Here is a 17298-nt window from a genome sequence, read left to right as displayed (position 1 = left end):
CTCCTTAAAACTCGATGCCGTCAATGGCGGCGACGGTCAGAATATCCTTGTCACCCCGGCCAGACAGATTCACAACAATGTTCTGTTCCGGGCTCATGGTCTGGGCAAGCTTGCGGGTGTAAGCCAGAGCATGTGCAGATTCCAGTGCCGGCATGATCCCCTCGACCTGAGTCAGCTCGCGGAAAGCCGCCAGGGCTTCGGTATCATTGGCGCCAACGTACTGAACGCGCCCGACATCTTTAAGCCAGGCGTGCTCGGGGCCCACACCAGGGTAATCCAGCCCGGCAGACACCGAATGGGTTTCGATGATCTGCCCGTCATCATCCTCCATCAGGTAGGTACGGTTACCATGCAACACGCCAGGCCGACCGGCAGACAGCGGCGCTGCGTGACGACCCGTCTCGATGCCATCGCCGGCCGCTTCCACGCCATACATAGCCACGGATTCGTCGTTGAGGAACGGATGAAACAGGCCGATAGCGTTGGAACCGCCACCCACACAGGCCACCAGCGCATCTGGCAACTGCCCTGCCTGCTTCAAGCTCTGCTCACGGGCCTCACGACCAATAATGCACTGGAAGTCACGCACCAGCTGCGGATACGGATGGGGGCCAGCCACGGTTCCGATGATGTAGAAGGTATCGTCCACATTGGTCACCCAGTCGCGCATGGCTTCGTTCATGGCGTCTTTCAGGGTTTTCGAGCCCGAGGTGACCGGAATCACCTCAGCCCCGAGCAACTTCATGCGGTAGACATTGAGCTTCTGCCGTTCAACGTCTTCTGCCCCCATGTACACCTGGCACTTCAAGCCAAGGCGCGCGGCAACAGTAGCCGTGGCAACACCGTGCTGCCCCGCCCCGGTCTCCGCAATCACACGGGGTTTGCCCATGTGTTTGGCCAGCAGCGCCTGCCCGATGGTGTTGTTCACCTTGTGGGCACCGGTATGGTTGAGATCTTCACGCTTGAGCCAGATCTTGGCGCCGCCAAGCTGCTTGGACCATCGCTCCGCCAGATACAGGGGAGACGGACGACCCACGTAATGGGCCAGATCATAGTCGAAATCCGCACGGAACTGCGGATCATCCTTGAGACGCTCATACATGGCCTTCAGTTCGTCCAGAGCGCCCATCAGGGTCTCGGAGACAAAGCAGCCACCATAAGGGCCAAAATGACCACGTGCGTCAGGAAAAGCAGAAAAATCAGGGCGTTCAGACACCAGCTACTCCTCGTTTTTTGACACTGTTGATAAAGGCGCGGATTTTGGAGGCATCCTTGATCCCCCCCTGGCGGCCCTGAACGGTATCCAGTTCAACACCACCACTAACATCCACAGCCCAGGGCCGAACCTGTGTCACGGCATCGGCCACGTTCCCCGGGTGAAGGCCACCTGCCAGCACCAGCGGGAGGGACAGGCTATGAGGCAATCTGTCCCAGTTAAATGTTTCTCCAGTCCCACCGGGTACGCCCGGCACATAACTGTCTACCAGCAAACCCGCGGCGCGGTGATACTCGTTCGCACACCGCTGCAAATCAACGCCCGCTTTCATACGCACTGCCTTGATCCAGGGGCGGCCGTGACCTTCACAATCTTCAGGACTTTCATCCCCATGAAACTGCAGCAGATCCAGCGGTACGCACTTCAGGACATCAGCAATCTCTGCACGGCTGGCGTTCACGAACAATCCCACCGTAGTCACAAAGGGCGGCAGACTGGCACAAATTTCGGCAGCTACCTTGTGGCTCACCGCGCGAGGGCTACGTGAATAGAAAACCAGACCAATTGCATCTGCCCCTGCACGCGCAGCGGCCAACGCATCATCAACACGGGTGATACCGCAAATTTTAACCCGCGGGATGGTCATAAGGGTCTGTTGACGGTTCATCCTTGCCTCTGGAGCGATGCGGTGACGCAGACCAAAGCTTGGCTGCGATTACTGGTCATTACTAACAGCGCACCCGAATGGTAGCGGCCATGCAAGCGCAAGAACGCGGCATAACGACTTCCTGGGACGGGCCATAGTGTAGCAAATTCAGGCCATCAGCGTGTGCATTATGGCGCATTGCTTTCGTCGAGACGGTCAGGCAGCCACAAAGGGCCGAGAGGCTCCCGGGGGAGACAAAACGCTTCAGGGTATTCAATTTCAACAAGATACAACCCGTAGGGATGAGCGGTAGCAGCCCCTGCCCTGCGATCTTTTGCCTCCAGCACTTGTGCCGCCCACTCGGGAGGCCGCTTTCCGGCTCCAATGGTCATTAGCACACCCGCCATATTACGCACCATATGCATCAAGAAGGCGTTAGCGTGTGCCTCTATCACAATCACCTTGCCATGCTCGAACACCTTGAGGCTGTGCAATGTCTTGTCTGCCGACTTGGCCTGGCAGTGAACGCTTCGGTAGGAAGTGAAGTCGTGACTTCCTTCCAACATAGCTGCAGCTGATCGCATGGCGTCCACATTCAATGGCCTATGATTCCATGTCACCTGGTTGCGATACAGCGCAGGAGGTCTTGCGTGATTGTAGATCACATAGCGATAACGGCGGCTGACAGCGGAGAAGCGCGCGTGAAACTCATCACTGACCGGGGTGGCCCAGCGAATGGTAATGTCATAGGGCAGATTGGTGTTTCCCCCCATGATCCAGCTTTTCATTTCCCGTTCGGCTTCTGAATCAAAGTGGACGACCTGGCCGGTGCCATGGACACCTGCATCTGTCCGGCCAGCACAAACCACCGCCACAGGATGGTTGGCCACTTTGGACAGCGCCCCTTCGAGGCACTCTTGAACCGTGCGAACCCCAGGCTGCTGGGTCTGCCAGCCGCGAAACTCGGTGCCGTCGTACTCTATGCCAAGGGCAATTCTTGCCATTTAAACCTCATTGAAACAGGTTGCATGCTTTCTGGATCCCGGACGATCACCTTCGACCGCGCAATGTAGCCGCGAAAAAACCAAAACGAAAGCGTAAAGGTCAATTTGACCGGCTCTGGATCGTAAAGACAGGACCAGGGCCTGACGACCCTTGCGAATCAAGCGGCATAAAAAAGGGGCGATACCCGAAAGTATCGCCCCTTTTACCGGGTAAACGGAGGATCAGCCGACCTGGCCCATCAGCTCGCGAGCTTCGGCCTGCTGCTGATCGTTACCTTCGGAGATCACTTCGTTAAGGATATCCTTGGCTCCTTCAGAGTCACCCATGTCGATGTAGGCCTTGGCCAGATCAAGCTTGGTGGCATTCTCATCCGTTTCTCCGAGGAAATCGAAATCATCTTCGTCTTCCAGCAAGTCTGCACCAGCAGGCGCAGATGTGACAGCCGGTTCTTCCTGGGATGATGAGGGTGCAGCAGCCTCAAACGCCACACTATCAAGGTCAAGCGTAGCATCTTCGGCTGCACTTGCACTGTCCTCCCCCATTAAACCATCAAGGTCGAGGGTTTCATCACTGGTTTCGGTAATATCTGTACCACCGAAGTCGTCGTCCAGCGACAACTCAAGCTCATCCTCTGAAACCAGATCTTCCAGTGAAGCCTCCTCAGTGCTCGCCGAGGCGGTCTCTTCTTCTGCCACATCCAGTTCAAAGGAAGTGATATCGTCGAGCGAGTCGCTGCTGGAAGAGGCTTCCAGTGACTTCTCTGCTTCGTCCAGCTCAAGATCCAGGTCAGTCAAGGTGTCATCACCTGATGCAGCTGGAGTTGCATCATCCCCGTCGACATCAAGATCCAGATCGTCCAGTGACAGATCAAGTTCATCAGAAGAAGAGGAGGAGGAGTCAGAGTCGCCACCGATATCAGTGAACTCGGCGCTCATGTCATTCAGATCCAGATCACCATAATTGGTGTCGGAATCATCGAGAGTGGCACTGCTTACATCATCCAGGTTCAGAACTGGAGTAGCACTCAGGGACTGACGGTCCGCGTCAGACAGTTCATTATCTGCGGCAGGCTTGTCATCGATATCCAGAGAGAATTCATCGCTGTCGCCGTCTTCGTCCAGCAGCAGCGTCTCATCGCCACTCAGCTCGTCAGAGCCATCCAGATCGAAGTCGAAGTCGCCCAACTCGTCGGCCACATTGCCACGACCGCTAGAGGCTTCCTCAATATCATCACCGCTATCGGCCTCCATGGTCGGAATGCTGGTTTCATCCAGCTCTGAGGACAGCCCCATTTCCAGATCATCGAGAGACAACTCGTCATCACCCGCACCAGAAGCCATCGGCACATCGCCGCCCAGACGCGCGATCGCCTGATCAACTGTCGCAGAAACGCCAGCAAATGCTGTCACCTGCTGATCAAAGCCGGCGTCATCGTTGGTTTCCTTGAGCAGCTCAAGCAAACGGACTTTCAGGTCATCACGCTCAGGATGTTTGTTGATTTCATTACGCAGGAAGTCAATTGCCTGGGGATAACGGCCATAGGCAACGTAAACCTCGACGTCTTCCATGGGATCCAGATTGCTATCCTGGGGAGCGTCACCGCTCTCATCAGCAGCAAACGGTGCCTGATCAACGTCATCGTCGCCATCGAGATGAAGACCGAAATCGTCCTGGTTCTCTTCATCAAATTCGTCAAACAGAGAGCCATCATCCTCCGGCTCTTCATCCTTGCTCTTGCGTCGCAGCAGCAGGAACACCAGCAGCAGAATGGCCAGCGCGCCCAGCGCGATGTACAGCAGGTTCTCCATCAGCAGCTCGACAATGCCGCCCTGGGGCTGAGGAGCAGGCTGAGCTGGAGCCGGTTGCGGCTTTGCCACCTCAGGAGCCTTGGCCACCACAGGGTTCTCAGGCTGGACGTCAGAGGCCTGCTCTGTGGTGGTATCTGCAGCCATCTCGGAACCAGCTTCGGCACCATCAACGCTACCTTCTTCAGCCACTTCGCCAGTCACTGCCTGTGCAGCATCAGCGTCGCCCTCGGCGGTCTCCTCACCAGCAAGGCTACCTTCCGCCGTCAGATCATTGGCGGCTTCAGTCTGCTGATCTTCACCTTCAACCACCTGTTCTACGCTGTCGTCAGTTTGGCCAGGCATTTGCTCTGCCGAAGCAGTCAGGGGATCCTCTGCGGGTGCTTCGACACCCTGTGCTTCACGAAGCTTGCGCAGTTCTTCCTGCAGCTGAGTGATCTGGTCGTTACGCAGCTGAAGCAGTTGCTCACTGGTCTGGTTCTGGGATTCAAGATCTTCCAGACGTGATTTCAGCTCTGCATTTTCACGATCAAGCCTATCCAGGTTTTCGTCGCGGATGGCCAGCTCGTTTTCCAGCACCGCAGTGTTGGCAGAACCCTGCTTGGCAGAACCTGTGCTATCACCATCGGAAACGCTATCGGTGGACTCAGGCGAAACCAGTTTTACCTGACCGGTCGCCGGCCCCTGGTCCGCATCGTCGCTGCTGGCAACTTCACGGGAACCATCCAGCTGAGCCCGCTGCTGCGGTGCGGTCTTGATCCCACGCGCCTCCAGCATGTCACGCCATTTACGATTCTGCTCCGCCACTTCAACCAGTGCGCTTCGGGTTGAAACTGAACGCACTTCCTGCTCGTTGGGAATGCGCAGAACAGTCCCTTCGCGAACCAGGTTGACGTTATTGTCGATAAAGGCATCCGGGTTCATGTCCTGAATGGCAACCAGCATCTGTTGGACAGACACGCTGTCAGATGGCCGTGTATTCAGGGCTACACGCCACATGGTGTCAGAAGCCTGTACGGTATAGGTGTCACGGGAGCCGCTGCTCGCCATCGAGGTCGTGGCTGGTGCAGAGTAATCCTCGGTGCTTGCAGCAGGAGCCGGTGCCGGAGCGGGGGTCGGCGCGGGTTCCGGAGCGTAAGAGGGTTCGGTACTCGTTACCGGAGCCGGGGCGCGAGTGATGGCAGGCACGGAAGTCGTTGCGCTATCGGAAAAGCTGGGCGGGTCCAGCAGTACCGTGTATTCGCGCATCAGACGGCCGGTCGGCCAGAGGAATTCAACCAGAAAATTCAGGTAGGGTTCACGAACAGGCTGATCGGTGGTGACACGCAAGATGGCTTCGTCACGACCCGTCAGCTCAACAGAGAACTCAAGACGATTCAGGAAATAGCTGCGCTCAACGCCGGCAGCATCAAATTCTGACTGCGGAGCCAGATTGACCAGAATTTCCTCAGCAGACAGGTCACCCACTTCGTGCAGGGACACCTCCATCTCCAGAGGCTGGTTCAGGTAGGAGTTAAGTTCGTAGTCCCCAACCCCAAGCGCCACCGCCATGGCAGGCGTCATCATCGCCAGTGCGGTAAAGCCAAACCCAAGTTTTCGCAGCATGGTCGAACCCTTTATTTATTATGTTTCCCGCGCTCTGCCCCTTCCTCCGGGCGCTTCCGGACAAGCCCCCAGGCGGCGAGCAGTTCCATGACACTATTTCCCCATTCTGCCCCGGCTTGGGAGCAAAACCTAGAAACCGCGTCACATAATGTCAGTAAGTATCCATTACAGATAGTCTTTTAGCAACTTCTCGACTATTTTGACCGCATTCAGGGCTGCCCCCCAGCGGACATTGTCAGCGACGCTAAAATAGCTTATCGCGCCCGTCCCTTCCATATCTTCACGGATTCTCGAGATTCGCAGCTCTGGCTGCCCTTCCACCATGGCCACGGGGGACATGGCCTGGGGGTCGTCATTTTCCTGGACAATCAGGTCTTGCTCGCCCTCCCACAGGGTTACGGCCTGGCCCGCTGACAGCGGCTGCACCGCCCTTACCGTCACGCTCTGACCATGGCCATAGAACACCGGCACCCGAACCGTGGTCACCAGCACCTGCAGCTGCTGGCCAGCCAGCACTCGTCGCGATTCGAGCATTAACTTCAGCTCCTCGCTGGAATAGCCGTTTTCCTGAACCTGCCCACTCACCGGCAACACATTGAATGCGATCTGTGCTTTCGCATCCTCACTGGGCGCCATCCCGTTGAGAAGACGGACGCTTTGCTGTGCCAGCTGATCCACACCACTACGACCTGTGGCAGAGGCAGCCTGGAGTTGGGTGACAACCACTTCCTGAATCGGAGCCATATCATTGATCGGCTTGAGGGCCCGCAGCAGCTGAACCGTTGCCGCATCAGCACAGGCAACGATGTTGGTTTCTCTCGCCTGGGCCAACAGTTCATCGTTCACGTCAGCCACGATCAGGGGTACCGCATCGTCGTATCGATAGGCAGGAGAAAGGTCCACCGCCAGGGCACCGGATTCCGCAGCCACCGGCACCAGCGCCTGACTGGCGGGCGCCCCGGCTGCAAAAATGGCCACATCCACTTTGGAGAAATCGAATTGCGCGGCATCCGTCACTGTCAGGGAGCGACTGGCAAAACTGATGCGGTTTCCTGCCCCGCTATCGGAGGCCAGTGCATAGAGCTCACCCAATGGCAATTCACGTTCCGCGAGAAGCTTGAGAATGGCTTCTCCAACCAGACCGGTCGCCCCGACAACCGCCAGATTAATCGTACGCATGGTCTACCCCTGCCTGGCGCCAGGTTGCCACCCGCGCCATGTCTGTGTTTTTCGTTTGGATCCGATACCCGATGACATCGGCCTGAACTTATTGCCTGAGCAGAAACACAAACGCGGGCAAGGCCCGTCTTGCGACGAAGCCATGCCCGCGTTGGCCAACATTATGGCTGTCTGCCGTCAGCGTTATCGCTCCAGCAGGATACGCAACATACGGCGCAGCGGTTCGGCCGCACCCCACAACAGCTGATCACCCACAGTAAAGGCATTCAGGAAGTCATTGCCCATATTCAGCTTGCGAAGCCGTCCTACCGGAACGCCCAACGTACCCGTGACCGCGGTGGGAGTGAGGTCACGCAGGGTGTCTTCCTTGTTATTGGGAACCACTTTCACCCAATCATTGGACCGAGCGATGATGTCGTGAATCTCATCCATGGGCACATCTTTGGTCAGCTTGACTGTCAGCGCCTGGGCGTGACAACGCATGGCCCCGATACGAACACAGGTGCCATCCAGGGCAATCGGATTATTGGAACGCCCCAGAATCTTGTTGGTTTCAGCCTGGGCCTTCCATTCTTCCTTGCTCTGGCCATTCTCCATTTCCTTGTCAATCCAGGGGAGCAATGAGCCCGCCAGGGAATGACCGAAATTGGCAGTGGGCAGATCACTGCTGCGCATGGTGGCCGCCACCTGACGATCAATATCCAGAATGGCACTGGCAGGATCCGCCAGTTTGCCTGCCACGTCTCCATGAATCTTGCCCATCTGGGCAATCAACTCGCGCATATTCTGGGCGCCGGCACCGGATGCGGCCTGGTAGGTCTGGGAGCTGGCCCACTCGACCAGGCCTTCGTTGAACAGACCTCCCAGTGCCATCAGCATCAGGCTGACGGTACAGTTACCACCAACATAATCCTTGATGCCATTATCCAGCGCCTGATCAATCACCTGGCGGTTAACCGGATCCAGTACGATCACGCTGTTGTCCTGCATCCGCAGTGCAGACGCAGCATCGATCCAGTAACCATCCCACCCCGCCTCACGCAGCCGGGGGTACACCTCGTTGGTGTAGTCGCCACCCTGACAGGTCACGATCACATCGAGACCCTTGAGTTCTTCAATATTGGAGGCATCACCCAGCGCAGGGATATCCTTGCCCACGTCCGGGCCAGCCTGACCGACCTGGGAGGTCGAGAAAAAGACCGGTTCGATATCTGCAAAATCATTTTCGGCAATCATGCGCTCCATCAAGACGGAACCCACCATGCCACGCCAGCCGACAAAACCGACTTTCTTCATTGGAAACTTGTCTCCTGAAAGGATTGCCCTTTCTAAATCAGTGAATAAACGGGAAACCGGTACGGTTTGTTACGCGTTGGCCAGAGCCTCGGCAACGGCGTTACCCATTTCTTCTGTGCCCACTTTGCGAGTGCCCTCGGTATGGATATCCGCAGTACGCAGCCCCTTGTCCAGAACGGACTCCACCGCCGCCTCAATGGCATCTGCCACATCACCACGTTCCAGGCTGTAACGCATCAGCATGGCCAGCGACATGATGGTGGCGAGCGGGTTGGCAATCCCCTGCCCGGCAATATCCGGGGCAGAACCATGACAAGGCTCGTACAGACCCTTGCGATTCTCATCCAGAGATGCAGAGGGCAACATCCCGATGGAGCCGGTGAGCATGGCGGCTTCATCGGAGAGAATGTCACCAAACAGGTTTCCGGTGACAATCACGTCGAACTGTTTCGGCGCACGCACCAGCTGCATGGCCGCGTTGTCCACATACATATGGGACAACTGGATTTCCGGGTAATTCTTGGCTTCTTCAGTAACCACTTCTTTCCAAAGCTCAGTTACCTCAAGCACGTTGGCCTTATCCACGGACAGCACACGCTTGTCACGCTTCATGGCCAGCTCAAATGCCACCTTGGCAATACGGCGCATTTCAGATTCGGAATACACGTAGGTATTGAACCCAACACGCTCGCCATTCTCTTCCTTGATGCCGCGAGGCTGGCCAAAGTAGATGCCGCCGGTCAGCTCACGAACAATCAGGATATCCAGCCCGGAAACCACTTCCGGCTTCAGGCTGGAGGCATCAGCCAGCTGCGGAAACAGGATGGCCGGTCGCAGGTTAGCGAACAAGCCAAGAGATGAGCGCAGTCGCAAAAGGCCCCGCTCCGGTCGCTTGTCACGCTCGATGGCATCCCACTTGGGCCCACCGATTGAGCCAAACAAAATGGCATCCGCTGCTCGGGCCTTTTCAAGAGTACCTTCCGGCAGCGGGTCGCCCTCAGCGTCCACTGCCGCGCCACCCACCAGGGCCTCATCAAGCTCAACGTCGAGACCAAATTTCTCCTTGGCAACGTTCAGCACCTTCACCGCTTCATTGACGATTTCCGGGCCGATGCCATCACCGGGCAACACCAGTACCTTGCTCATTGACTACTTCCTGTCCTACTGCTTGCCCTGAGGGCTTAAAAGTTCTTGGTTTTCAGCACCGTATCTGGCGCACCAGCCTCAATCAGCTCGAGGGTGTAGTCCCCCTTGCCATTCGCTGCCTTGATGCGTAGACGGTAGGCACCGCTTTCTTCAAAGGTGTAGCGGAATTTTCCAAAGCGAAGAATGCCGCCCTGGTCAGCAAACACCTCAATTGTGTGCTTGCCCGCTTCAAGATCAACGGAATCCGCACCAGCCTGCTCGGAAATTCGCTCGCCATCCACCTTGAACAGGGAGGCTTTCGCTTCATTACTCACCGGCATCTGCCAACCGCCTGCGGCCGCATCATCCGCCGGCGCGGCCAGCTGGTTATCAATACTCAGTTTGACTACATCGTCACCACTGGGGGCATCGTACATCCCGGTTGTTGCACAACCGGCCAACACCAGCACCGAACATAACGACAGAATCCTCAACATAACGCCTCCTTGGAGATTTCTTCTTTTAATTATCCGGATCCACCTACTGGAAGATCCAGGGCTCCTGTTCAGCACGGCGCTCTTCATAGGCGCGAATGGTGTCCGCTTCATTGAGGGTCAGACCGATTTCATCCAGACCGTTCAACAAACAGTGCTTGCGGAACTCGTCAATCTCGAAAGGCAGCGGCTCTCCCTGCTCGGGGATTACCTGCTGGTTTTCCAGATCCACAGTGATACGGAACCCTTCCTTGCCTTCCACCGCCTTGAACAGGCTTTCCACGTTATCTTCCGACAACACAATGGGCAACAGCCCGTTTTTGAAGCAGTTGTTGTAGAAGATATCGGCAAAGCTCGGAGCAATGATGGCCCGGAAGCCGAAATCCATCAGCGCCCAGGGCGCATGCTCACGGCTGGAGCCGCAGCCGAAGTTACGACGGGCAAGCAGAATGCTGGCCCCCTGATAACGGCTCTGATTCAGCACAAAGCCTTCATTCAAAGGGCGCGCGCTGTTGTCCTGCCCGGGAAAACCTTCATCCAGGTAGCGCCATTCATCAAACAGATTAGGGCCAAAACCGGTACGTTTGATGGATTTCAAAAACTGCTTCGGGATGATCTGATCAGTATCCACATTGGCACGATCCAAAGGGGCAACCAGGCCATCGAGACGAACAAATTTTTCCATGATGATTCCCTCGTTGCGGCCTCAGGCCGGTTCCAGTTCGCGGATATCGACGAAATGCCCGGCCACCGCAGCCGCCGCAGCCATGGCCGGACTCACCAAATGAGTACGCCCGCCGTTACCCTGGCGACCTTCAAAATTACGGTTAGAGGTAGATGCACAATGTTCACCTGGCTCAAGGCGATCCGGGTTCATGGCCAGACACATGGAGCAGCCCGGCTCTCTCCACTCAAACCCTGCGGCAACGAAGATCTTGTCCAACCCCTCTTTCTCCGCTTGCTGCTTGACCAGACCGGAGCCTGGCACTACCAGCACCTGCTTGACTGAATCCGCCTTGTGCCGACCTTTCGCCACTTCTGCTGCAGCGCGCAGGTCTTCAATACGGGAGTTAGTACAGGAGCCGATAAAGACACGATCTACTTTGATGTCGGTCACAGGCATACCCGGCTTGAGGCCCATGTATTCATAGGCGCGCTGCATACCAGAGCGCTTGACGTCGTCGCTCTCGGCGGCCGGGTCGGGCAGATTGGCGTCCACGGAAATCACCATCTCCGGACTGGTACCCCAGGACACCTGGGGACGAATGTCAGCCGCATCAATGGTGATGTCTTCGTCAAATACCGCATCAGCATCGGACACCAGGCTGCGCCAGTATTCGACAGCCTTGTCCCAATCCGCCCCCTTGGGAGCAAACGGACGGCCTTTCACATAATCGATGGTAACATCGTCTACAGCGACCATACCGGCCCGGGCGCCAGCCTCGATGGACATGTTACAGACGGTCATCCGCCCTTCCATTGACAAACTGCGGATGGCTGAACCGGCAAACTCCAGCGCATAACCGGTCCCGCCGGCAGTGCCAATCACCCCGATAATATGCAGCACCACGTCTTTGGCGGTGACGCCAGCGCCAAGATCACCCTCTACGCTGACACGCATGTTCTTCATTTTCTTGGCAACCAGCGTCTGGGTGGCCAGCACATGCTCCACTTCGCTGGTACCGATACCATGGGCAAGACAGGCCAGCGCGCCATTGGTGGAAGTGTGAGAGTCACCACAGACCACGGTCATACCCGGCACAACAGCACCTTGCTCCGGCGCCATCACATGGACAATGCCCTGGCGCACATCACCGATACCAAACTCAGTGATGCCAAACTCACGGGTATTATCTTGCAGTGTCTGCACCTGAATACGCGAGGTCTCATCCTTGATTTCCGCAGCAGACTTGAAAGGCGTGGTCGGCACGTTGTGGTCAATGGTGGCCACACTCGCACTGACACGCCAGGGCTGACGACCTGCAAGACGCAGACCTTCAAACGCCTGGGGAGACGTCACTTCATGAATGATCTGACGATCGATATAAATCAGGGCGGAACCATCCTCACGCTCGGTTACGAGGTGGGCATTCCACAACTTGTCATAGAGAGTCTTGCCGGCCATCTCTTTCTCCCTGGGCCAGAATTTGGCCACCACTGGCTGAGACCACAAATTCAGCTGGTCTATCACTGGTGTTTAATGTAGGGTTCGGCCATCAATAAATCCAATTCATATTTTTCATTTTTAAGATAACCAATTATTATCCCCGTCTGAGACCAATCAGGATTCCTGGGAATGATAGACACGCCGACTCTCACCGCCTTTATGGCCGTTGCCGAAACCGGTTCTTTCTCTGCCGCCGCTGAGCGCCTGTACATTACCCAACCGGCCATCAGCAAGCGTATCGCCCTGCTCGAACAACAACTCGAGGCACGCCTGTTTGACCGTGTCGGCCGACAGATCAAACTCACCGAAGCGGGCAACGCCCTGCTACCCCGTGCTCGCCAGGTACTGATGGATGTGGAAGATATCGCCCGGGCCATCCACGACCTCTCCGGTGAGGTGTCCGGAAAACTGAGAATTGGCACAAGTCACCATATTGGCCTGCATCGCCTCCCTCCCGTTCTTCGTCAATTCTCCCGTGATTACCCCAAGGTAACGCTGGACATTCACTTCATTGACTCCGAAGAAGCCTGGGAAGGGGTATTGCATGGTGAGCTGGAGATGGGGGTGGTCACCCTGCCCCCTCAGCCAGATGAAAGGTTGCACAGCCAGGTGATATGGGAAGACCCCCTGGTGTTTATGTGCGCACCGGAGCATCCGCTGGCGCGCCAGCAGAACCTGACGCTGGAAGCCCTCACCGGGCACAGCGCCATCCTGCCTTCACCGGTGACCTTCACCCGTGGCATCGTTGAGCGGCTATTTGATGAGCACAAGTTGAAACTGGATATCGCCATGTCCACCAATTATCTGGAAACTATCCACATGATGGTTTCCATTGGTCTGGGATGGAGCGTGCTACCTGCCACCATGGTCGACAAAGGGGTGGTTCAGCTGCCCGTGGACGCCCCGCTGCCCAAGCGCCAGCTTGGTGTAGTAACACACCCCGCCAGAAGCCAGTCCAATGCAGCCCAGGCATTTCTGCGCGCCTTACGCAACCAATAAACCCGAGCTTGCATCATTTCAGTTTAAAAAACGGGCCTGTGGCCCGTTTTTTAAACTCGGGTCATTACTGCCCTCACGATGCCAGCAACCGCTCGCCTTCAACCATCAGACCACCATCATAACGAACGCTAATCCGTGGCTCCCTGGCGTTGCTGACCAACATTCGGGTGCTACTGGCTGATCCAGGGAAATGACTGACACCCAGCTTCCAGGCACCAAACTCACGAGCCAGGCTGCTGGCCGCCAATGTGGTACGGATCACTCCGGCAAGCTCTCTAAATGCTCTGTCATCAACGGGATCAAGCAGCGCAATCAAGCCATGACGAGAAAAACGGGCTTGCAGTTCTGACGAAGCCAATGCTTGAGAGAATGCCGCCGAGGCATCTTGTACCAACTGGTTTGCCACGACTTCTCCCTGCTGATTGAACAGGCTTTGATAATCCTGCAGTTCCAGGTACACCAGCGAGAATCGTGCGCTGCTGGCTGCCAGCCGCTTGAGCAAGAACTGATCGAAGTGATGACGGGTGGACAGGCCAGAGACCGGATCAGTGTGAGAGCGACTCTCGACCCACGCAGCCCGTTGCTCACGGACATTCTTTTCACGTTCGATTTCGCGAAAATCCTGAAGCGCCACGATCAAGGCAATAATCAGAAACACCGCCGAAATCACCGCCATCGGGATCCCCATCCAGTCACCTTGCAACAAGTTATCCCCGGGAATCAGTGCCTCCGGGCTGTATATTGCCGCCGCCATCCCGGTGTAGTGCATCCCGCAAATAGCAGCCCCCATCACCAGGGCGGCCAGAGTCTTGGTCATAAAGACATATTTCTCCGGCACCAGCCGCACGGCACGACAGATCAACATTGCAGCCCCTGAAGCCACCACAGCGATCAACACTGACAGCCAGAAGAGGACAGGGTCATAACCAATCTGGGGATGCATTTGCATGGCATACATGCCGCCGTAATGCATTGCACAAATCCCACCCCCCATAATCAGGGAGCTGGCAACAATGCTCCGCACCTTCACGGTCTGGCGCGTAATGACGTATAGCGCCAGGGTAGACGCCAGCACTGCAGGTATCCAGGACAGGAACGTCAAACCAGCACTGAAACTCATCTCCATGTCCATGGGCATGGTGTACGCACTCATACCGACAAAGTGCATGGACCAGATTCCCGAGCCGAGACAAACTCCGCCCATTGCAAGCCAGAACTTGCGGGCCGGCCCTTCGATAACAAAAAGACGCGTACCAAAGTACAGAGCGATATAGGAGGCAATCACCGCCACACAGTACGAAGCCAGTACCAGAACAGGATCGAAACTACCTTGCACGACAACACCTCACAGCAGACTGGAAGCCGCGCAAGTTACTGTCTGGTTACACTGATTAACAATCAGGGTTTGCGATCAGACCGATAGCAAACTGAGATCGGATTTTTCACAGAAAAATCACGCTTAATGTTTTCATTCGCCTGGCACAGAAGCTCTCACCACTCCCCCGAGCACCATCAAGCCCGCCGCAGCCAGCGACAATATGGAAGAAGCCAGGAAGAGCTTCACTCCCCAGGATGGCCACAGCAAGCCTGACAAGCCAGCACCCACCGCCCAGCCCGCGCCAAAACCCAAGCTGGAATACAACGCCTGGCCCTGACCCGCGAGCGCATCACCAAACTGGTGCTGCACCCAGGCGATGCTGGCCGCATGAAAACTGCCAAACGTGGCGGCATGAAGACATTGCGCCATGACCAGCCAGACCATAGAGTCATCACAAAGGCCGATAATTAGCCAGCGCACGGCAGCCAGTATCAGGCTTCCGGTCAGAATCCAGGGAATCGAAAATCGCCGCATGAGAATATGCATGACGACGAACAGCCCCACCTCGGCCAACACGCCCAACGCCCACAAACCTCCCGTGACGAATTTTGTGAACCCCAGGTTTTCCAGATGGATGCTGTAAAATGTGTAGTAAGGCCCATGCGACATCTGCATCAGGAACGAAGCCAGAAGAAAAAGATAAACCTCCTTTCGGGCCATCACCGCCAGCATGGACTGCCGCGCCCCATGCGCCTTTGTCTTGTGCGGCGAACCTGCAGGCAGCGTCAGGGTGCCTAGCCACAAGAGCCATAACAAACCACTCAGAACCCAGGGCAACAATCGGGTACCCAACTGGTCCAACAGCTCCCCAAGCACCAGCACCGATACGATAAAGCCCACAGACCCCCACAGTCGGACATGACTATAGCGGTGTGCCTGGTCTCCCAGTGATTGCAGGGTCAGCACTTCAAACTGGGCCAACACGGCATTCCAGAAAAAACTGAACGCCACCAAAAGGAAAGCCATAGCCCAGAAGGTATCGATCCAGAAAACCGGTAAAAAGGCGATGGCGGCCATCAGGTTGCCGAAGCGAATAATGCGCAGCCGCTGGCCGCTTCGATCAGCCAGCCAACCCCAGAGATTGGGAGCGCCGACCTTGGTCAGCTGGGGAATGGCCATCAGGGCGCCAATCCCGGCCGCACTGAAACCAAGGTCTTTCAGGTAAAGTGACCAGTAAGGCACGAGCGTGCCCAGCAGCCCGAAGTAAAAGAAGTAAAACCCGGAGAGACGCCAATAGTAAGGGAGTGGCGACGCCCTCTCACTGAGAGGGCGCTCGGTCATGCCTGCCCCGGAATCGGTGGGAACGGCACGTCTACGTCAGCGTTTTGGCCACGATGGCGCAAGTAGTGATCCATCAACACCAGTGCCAGCATGGCTTCTGCGATGGGAGTAGCACGCACGCCAACACAGGGGTCATGGCGGCCTTTGGTGACCACTTCAGAAGCCTGACCCTCCAGATTAATGCTCTTGCCGGGGATCAGAATACTTGACGTCGGCTTGAGCGCCATGGCCACCCGAATGGGCTGCCCGGAGCTGATGCCCCCCAGTACGCCGCCGGAATGGTTACTGAGGAAACCTTCCGGTGTCATTTCATCACGGTGCTGCTCACCACGCTGATTGACCACCTCAAAACCATCGCCAACCTCAACACCCTTCACCGCATTAATGGACATCATGGCCTTGGCCAGATCAGCGTCAATGCGGTCAAATACTGGCTCACCCCAACCGGGAGGTACGCCTTCAGCAAAGACTTCCACGCGAGCCCCGATGGAAGAGCCATCCTTGCGCAGCGCATTGATCAGCTGCTCCAGCTCCGGCACTTTGGCTTCGTCCGGGAAGAAGAACGGATTGTTGTTCACCACGGACCAGTCCAGTTGTTCCGCTTTCACATTCCCGATCTGGGTACAGCCACCATAGATGCGAATACCGAGACGACTTTCCAGAAATTTTCGCGCAATAGCGCCTGCGGCTACGCGCATGGCCGTTTCACGAGCAGAAGAGCGGCCACCGCCGCGATAATCACGGAATCCGTATTTCTGGGTATAGGTATAGTCTGCATGGCCGGGGCGGAACGTTCCGGCGATGTTGGAATAGTCCTTGGACTTCTGATCGGTATTCTCGATCAGCAAGCCAATGGATGTGCCTGTAGTCTTTCCCTCGAACACCCCGGACAGGATTTTCACCTGGTCCGGTTCACGGCGCTGGGTAGTGTACTTGCTGGTGCCAGGCTTGCGGCGGTCGAGCTCTACCTGAAGATCTTCCTCGCTGATCTCCAGGCCTGGAGGACAGCCATCCACAATGGCCCCCAGGGCCAGACCATGACTTTCACCAAAGGTAGTGATGCGAAAGCGCTCACCAAAACTGTTGCCGGACATGCGACTCC

14 protein-coding genes are annotated in these 17298 nt (G+C 56.5%); 1 reads left to right on the top strand and 13 read right to left on the bottom strand.

The window, feature by feature from the left end; all coding sequences use genetic code 11:
- Window positions 1-4 precede the first annotated feature (4 nt).
- The 10 genes from trpB to leuC form a co-directional block, all read right to left on the bottom strand.
- Window positions 5-1216 (bottom strand): tryptophan synthase subunit beta, encoded by a 1212-nt coding sequence (gene trpB, locus GFN93_RS11165; protein ID WP_328594550.1) that lies wholly within the window; start codon window positions 1214-1216, stop codon window positions 5-7.
- Window positions 1209-1883, bottom strand: a complete 675-nt coding sequence (locus GFN93_RS11160) for a phosphoribosylanthranilate isomerase (protein ID WP_268885545.1) — start codon at window positions 1881-1883, stop codon at window positions 1209-1211. The genes trpB and GFN93_RS11160 overlap by 8 nt, the downstream gene beginning before the upstream one ends.
- Window positions 1884-2050: 167 nt before the next feature.
- Window positions 2051-2866, bottom strand: coding sequence for a tRNA pseudouridine(38-40) synthase TruA (truA, locus tag GFN93_RS11155; RefSeq protein ID WP_153501163.1), 816 nt, complete (start codon window positions 2864-2866; stop codon window positions 2051-2053).
- A gap of 222 nt (window positions 2867-3088) precedes the next feature.
- Window positions 3089-6277, bottom strand: coding sequence for a FimV/HubP family polar landmark protein (locus GFN93_RS11150; RefSeq protein ID WP_194285791.1), 3189 nt, complete (start codon window positions 6275-6277; stop codon window positions 3089-3091).
- A gap of 165 nt (window positions 6278-6442) precedes the next feature.
- Window positions 6443-7456 (bottom strand): aspartate-semialdehyde dehydrogenase, encoded by a 1014-nt coding sequence (locus GFN93_RS11145; protein WP_153501162.1) that lies wholly within the window; start codon window positions 7454-7456, stop codon window positions 6443-6445.
- A 183-nt stretch (window positions 7457-7639) separates the two neighbouring features.
- Window positions 7640-8752, bottom strand: coding sequence for an aspartate-semialdehyde dehydrogenase (gene asd, locus GFN93_RS11140; protein ID WP_153501161.1), 1113 nt, complete (start codon window positions 8750-8752; stop codon window positions 7640-7642).
- Window positions 8753-8821: 69 nt separating this feature from the next.
- Window positions 8822-9898, bottom strand: coding sequence for a 3-isopropylmalate dehydrogenase (gene leuB / locus GFN93_RS11135; RefSeq protein WP_153501160.1), 1077 nt, complete (start codon window positions 9896-9898; stop codon window positions 8822-8824).
- Between the two features lie 35 nt (window positions 9899-9933).
- A complete protein-coding gene (locus GFN93_RS11130; protein ID WP_153501159.1) occupies window positions 9934-10374 on the bottom strand; it encodes a hypothetical protein in 441 nt (146 codons plus the stop codon).
- Window positions 10375-10417: 43 nt separating this feature from the next.
- Window positions 10418-11056, bottom strand: a complete 639-nt coding sequence (gene leuD / locus GFN93_RS11125; protein ID WP_153501158.1) for a 3-isopropylmalate dehydratase small subunit — start codon at window positions 11054-11056, stop codon at window positions 10418-10420.
- A 21-nt stretch (window positions 11057-11077) separates the two neighbouring features.
- Window positions 11078-12496: a 3-isopropylmalate dehydratase large subunit gene (gene leuC, locus GFN93_RS11120; RefSeq protein ID WP_153501157.1), complete on the bottom strand. Its 1419-nt coding sequence runs from the start codon at window positions 12494-12496 to the stop codon at window positions 11078-11080.
- Between the two features lie 171 nt (window positions 12497-12667).
- Between leuC and GFN93_RS11115 the strand changes: the two genes are divergently transcribed.
- On the top strand, window positions 12668-13537 hold the full coding sequence (locus tag GFN93_RS11115) for a LysR family transcriptional regulator (RefSeq protein ID WP_153501156.1): 870 nt from the start codon (window positions 12668-12670) through the stop codon (window positions 13535-13537).
- A 73-nt stretch (window positions 13538-13610) separates the two neighbouring features.
- Here GFN93_RS11115 and GFN93_RS11110 read toward each other — a convergent pair whose 3' ends face one another.
- The 3 genes from GFN93_RS11110 to aroC form a co-directional block, all read right to left on the bottom strand.
- The gene (locus tag GFN93_RS11110) at window positions 13611-14873 is read right to left on the bottom strand and encodes an MHYT domain-containing protein (RefSeq protein WP_208993736.1); all 1263 of its coding nucleotides are present in this window, start codon (window positions 14871-14873) and stop codon (window positions 13611-13613) included.
- Between the two features lie 132 nt (window positions 14874-15005).
- Window positions 15006-16196: an MFS transporter gene (locus tag GFN93_RS11105; RefSeq protein WP_153501155.1), complete on the bottom strand. Its 1191-nt coding sequence runs from the start codon at window positions 16194-16196 to the stop codon at window positions 15006-15008.
- Window positions 16193-17290 carry a chorismate synthase gene (aroC, locus tag GFN93_RS11100; protein ID WP_153501154.1) on the bottom strand — a complete coding sequence of 366 codons (1098 nt, stop codon included), beginning with the start codon at window positions 17288-17290 and terminating at the stop codon, window positions 16193-16195. The genes GFN93_RS11105 and aroC overlap by 4 nt, the downstream gene beginning before the upstream one ends.
- Window positions 17291-17298: the final 8 nt, after the last annotated feature.

This window comes from Alcanivorax sediminis (assembly GCF_009601165.1).
Classification (GTDB): domain Bacteria; phylum Pseudomonadota; class Gammaproteobacteria; order Pseudomonadales; family Alcanivoracaceae; genus Alcanivorax; species Alcanivorax sediminis.
This window is presented reverse-complemented; position numbering and strand designations above follow the sequence as displayed.

Coding starts and splice junctions, on each gene's coding strand:
- GFN93_RS11160 (WP_268885545.1), bottom strand. CDS start 1,883: ATGAACCGTCAACAGACCCTTATGACCATCCCGCGGGTTAAAATTTGC.
- truA (WP_153501163.1), bottom strand. CDS start 2,866: ATGGCAAGAATTGCCCTTGGCATAGAGTACGACGGCACCGAGTTTCGC.
- GFN93_RS11150 (WP_194285791.1), bottom strand. CDS start 6,277: ATGCTGCGAAAACTTGGGTTTGGCTTTACCGCACTGGCGATGATGACG.
- GFN93_RS11145 (WP_153501162.1), bottom strand. CDS start 7,456: ATGCGTACGATTAATCTGGCGGTTGTCGGGGCGACCGGTCTGGTTGGA.
- asd (WP_153501161.1), bottom strand. CDS start 8,752: ATGAAGAAAGTCGGTTTTGTCGGCTGGCGTGGCATGGTGGGTTCCGTC.
- leuB (WP_153501160.1), bottom strand. CDS start 9,898: ATGAGCAAGGTACTGGTGTTGCCCGGTGATGGCATCGGCCCGGAAATC.
- GFN93_RS11130 (WP_153501159.1), bottom strand. CDS start 10,374: ATGTTGAGGATTCTGTCGTTATGTTCGGTGCTGGTGTTGGCCGGTTGT.
- leuD (WP_153501158.1), bottom strand. CDS start 11,056: ATGGAAAAATTTGTTCGTCTCGATGGCCTGGTTGCCCCTTTGGATCGT.
- leuC (WP_153501157.1), bottom strand. CDS start 12,496: ATGGCCGGCAAGACTCTCTATGACAAGTTGTGGAATGCCCACCTCGTA.
- GFN93_RS11115 (WP_153501156.1), top strand. CDS start 12,668: ATGATAGACACGCCGACTCTCACCGCCTTTATGGCCGTTGCCGAAACC.
- GFN93_RS11105 (WP_153501155.1), bottom strand. CDS start 16,196: ATGACCGAGCGCCCTCTCAGTGAGAGGGCGTCGCCACTCCCTTACTAT.
- aroC (WP_153501154.1), bottom strand. CDS start 17,290: ATGTCCGGCAACAGTTTTGGTGAGCGCTTTCGCATCACTACCTTTGGT.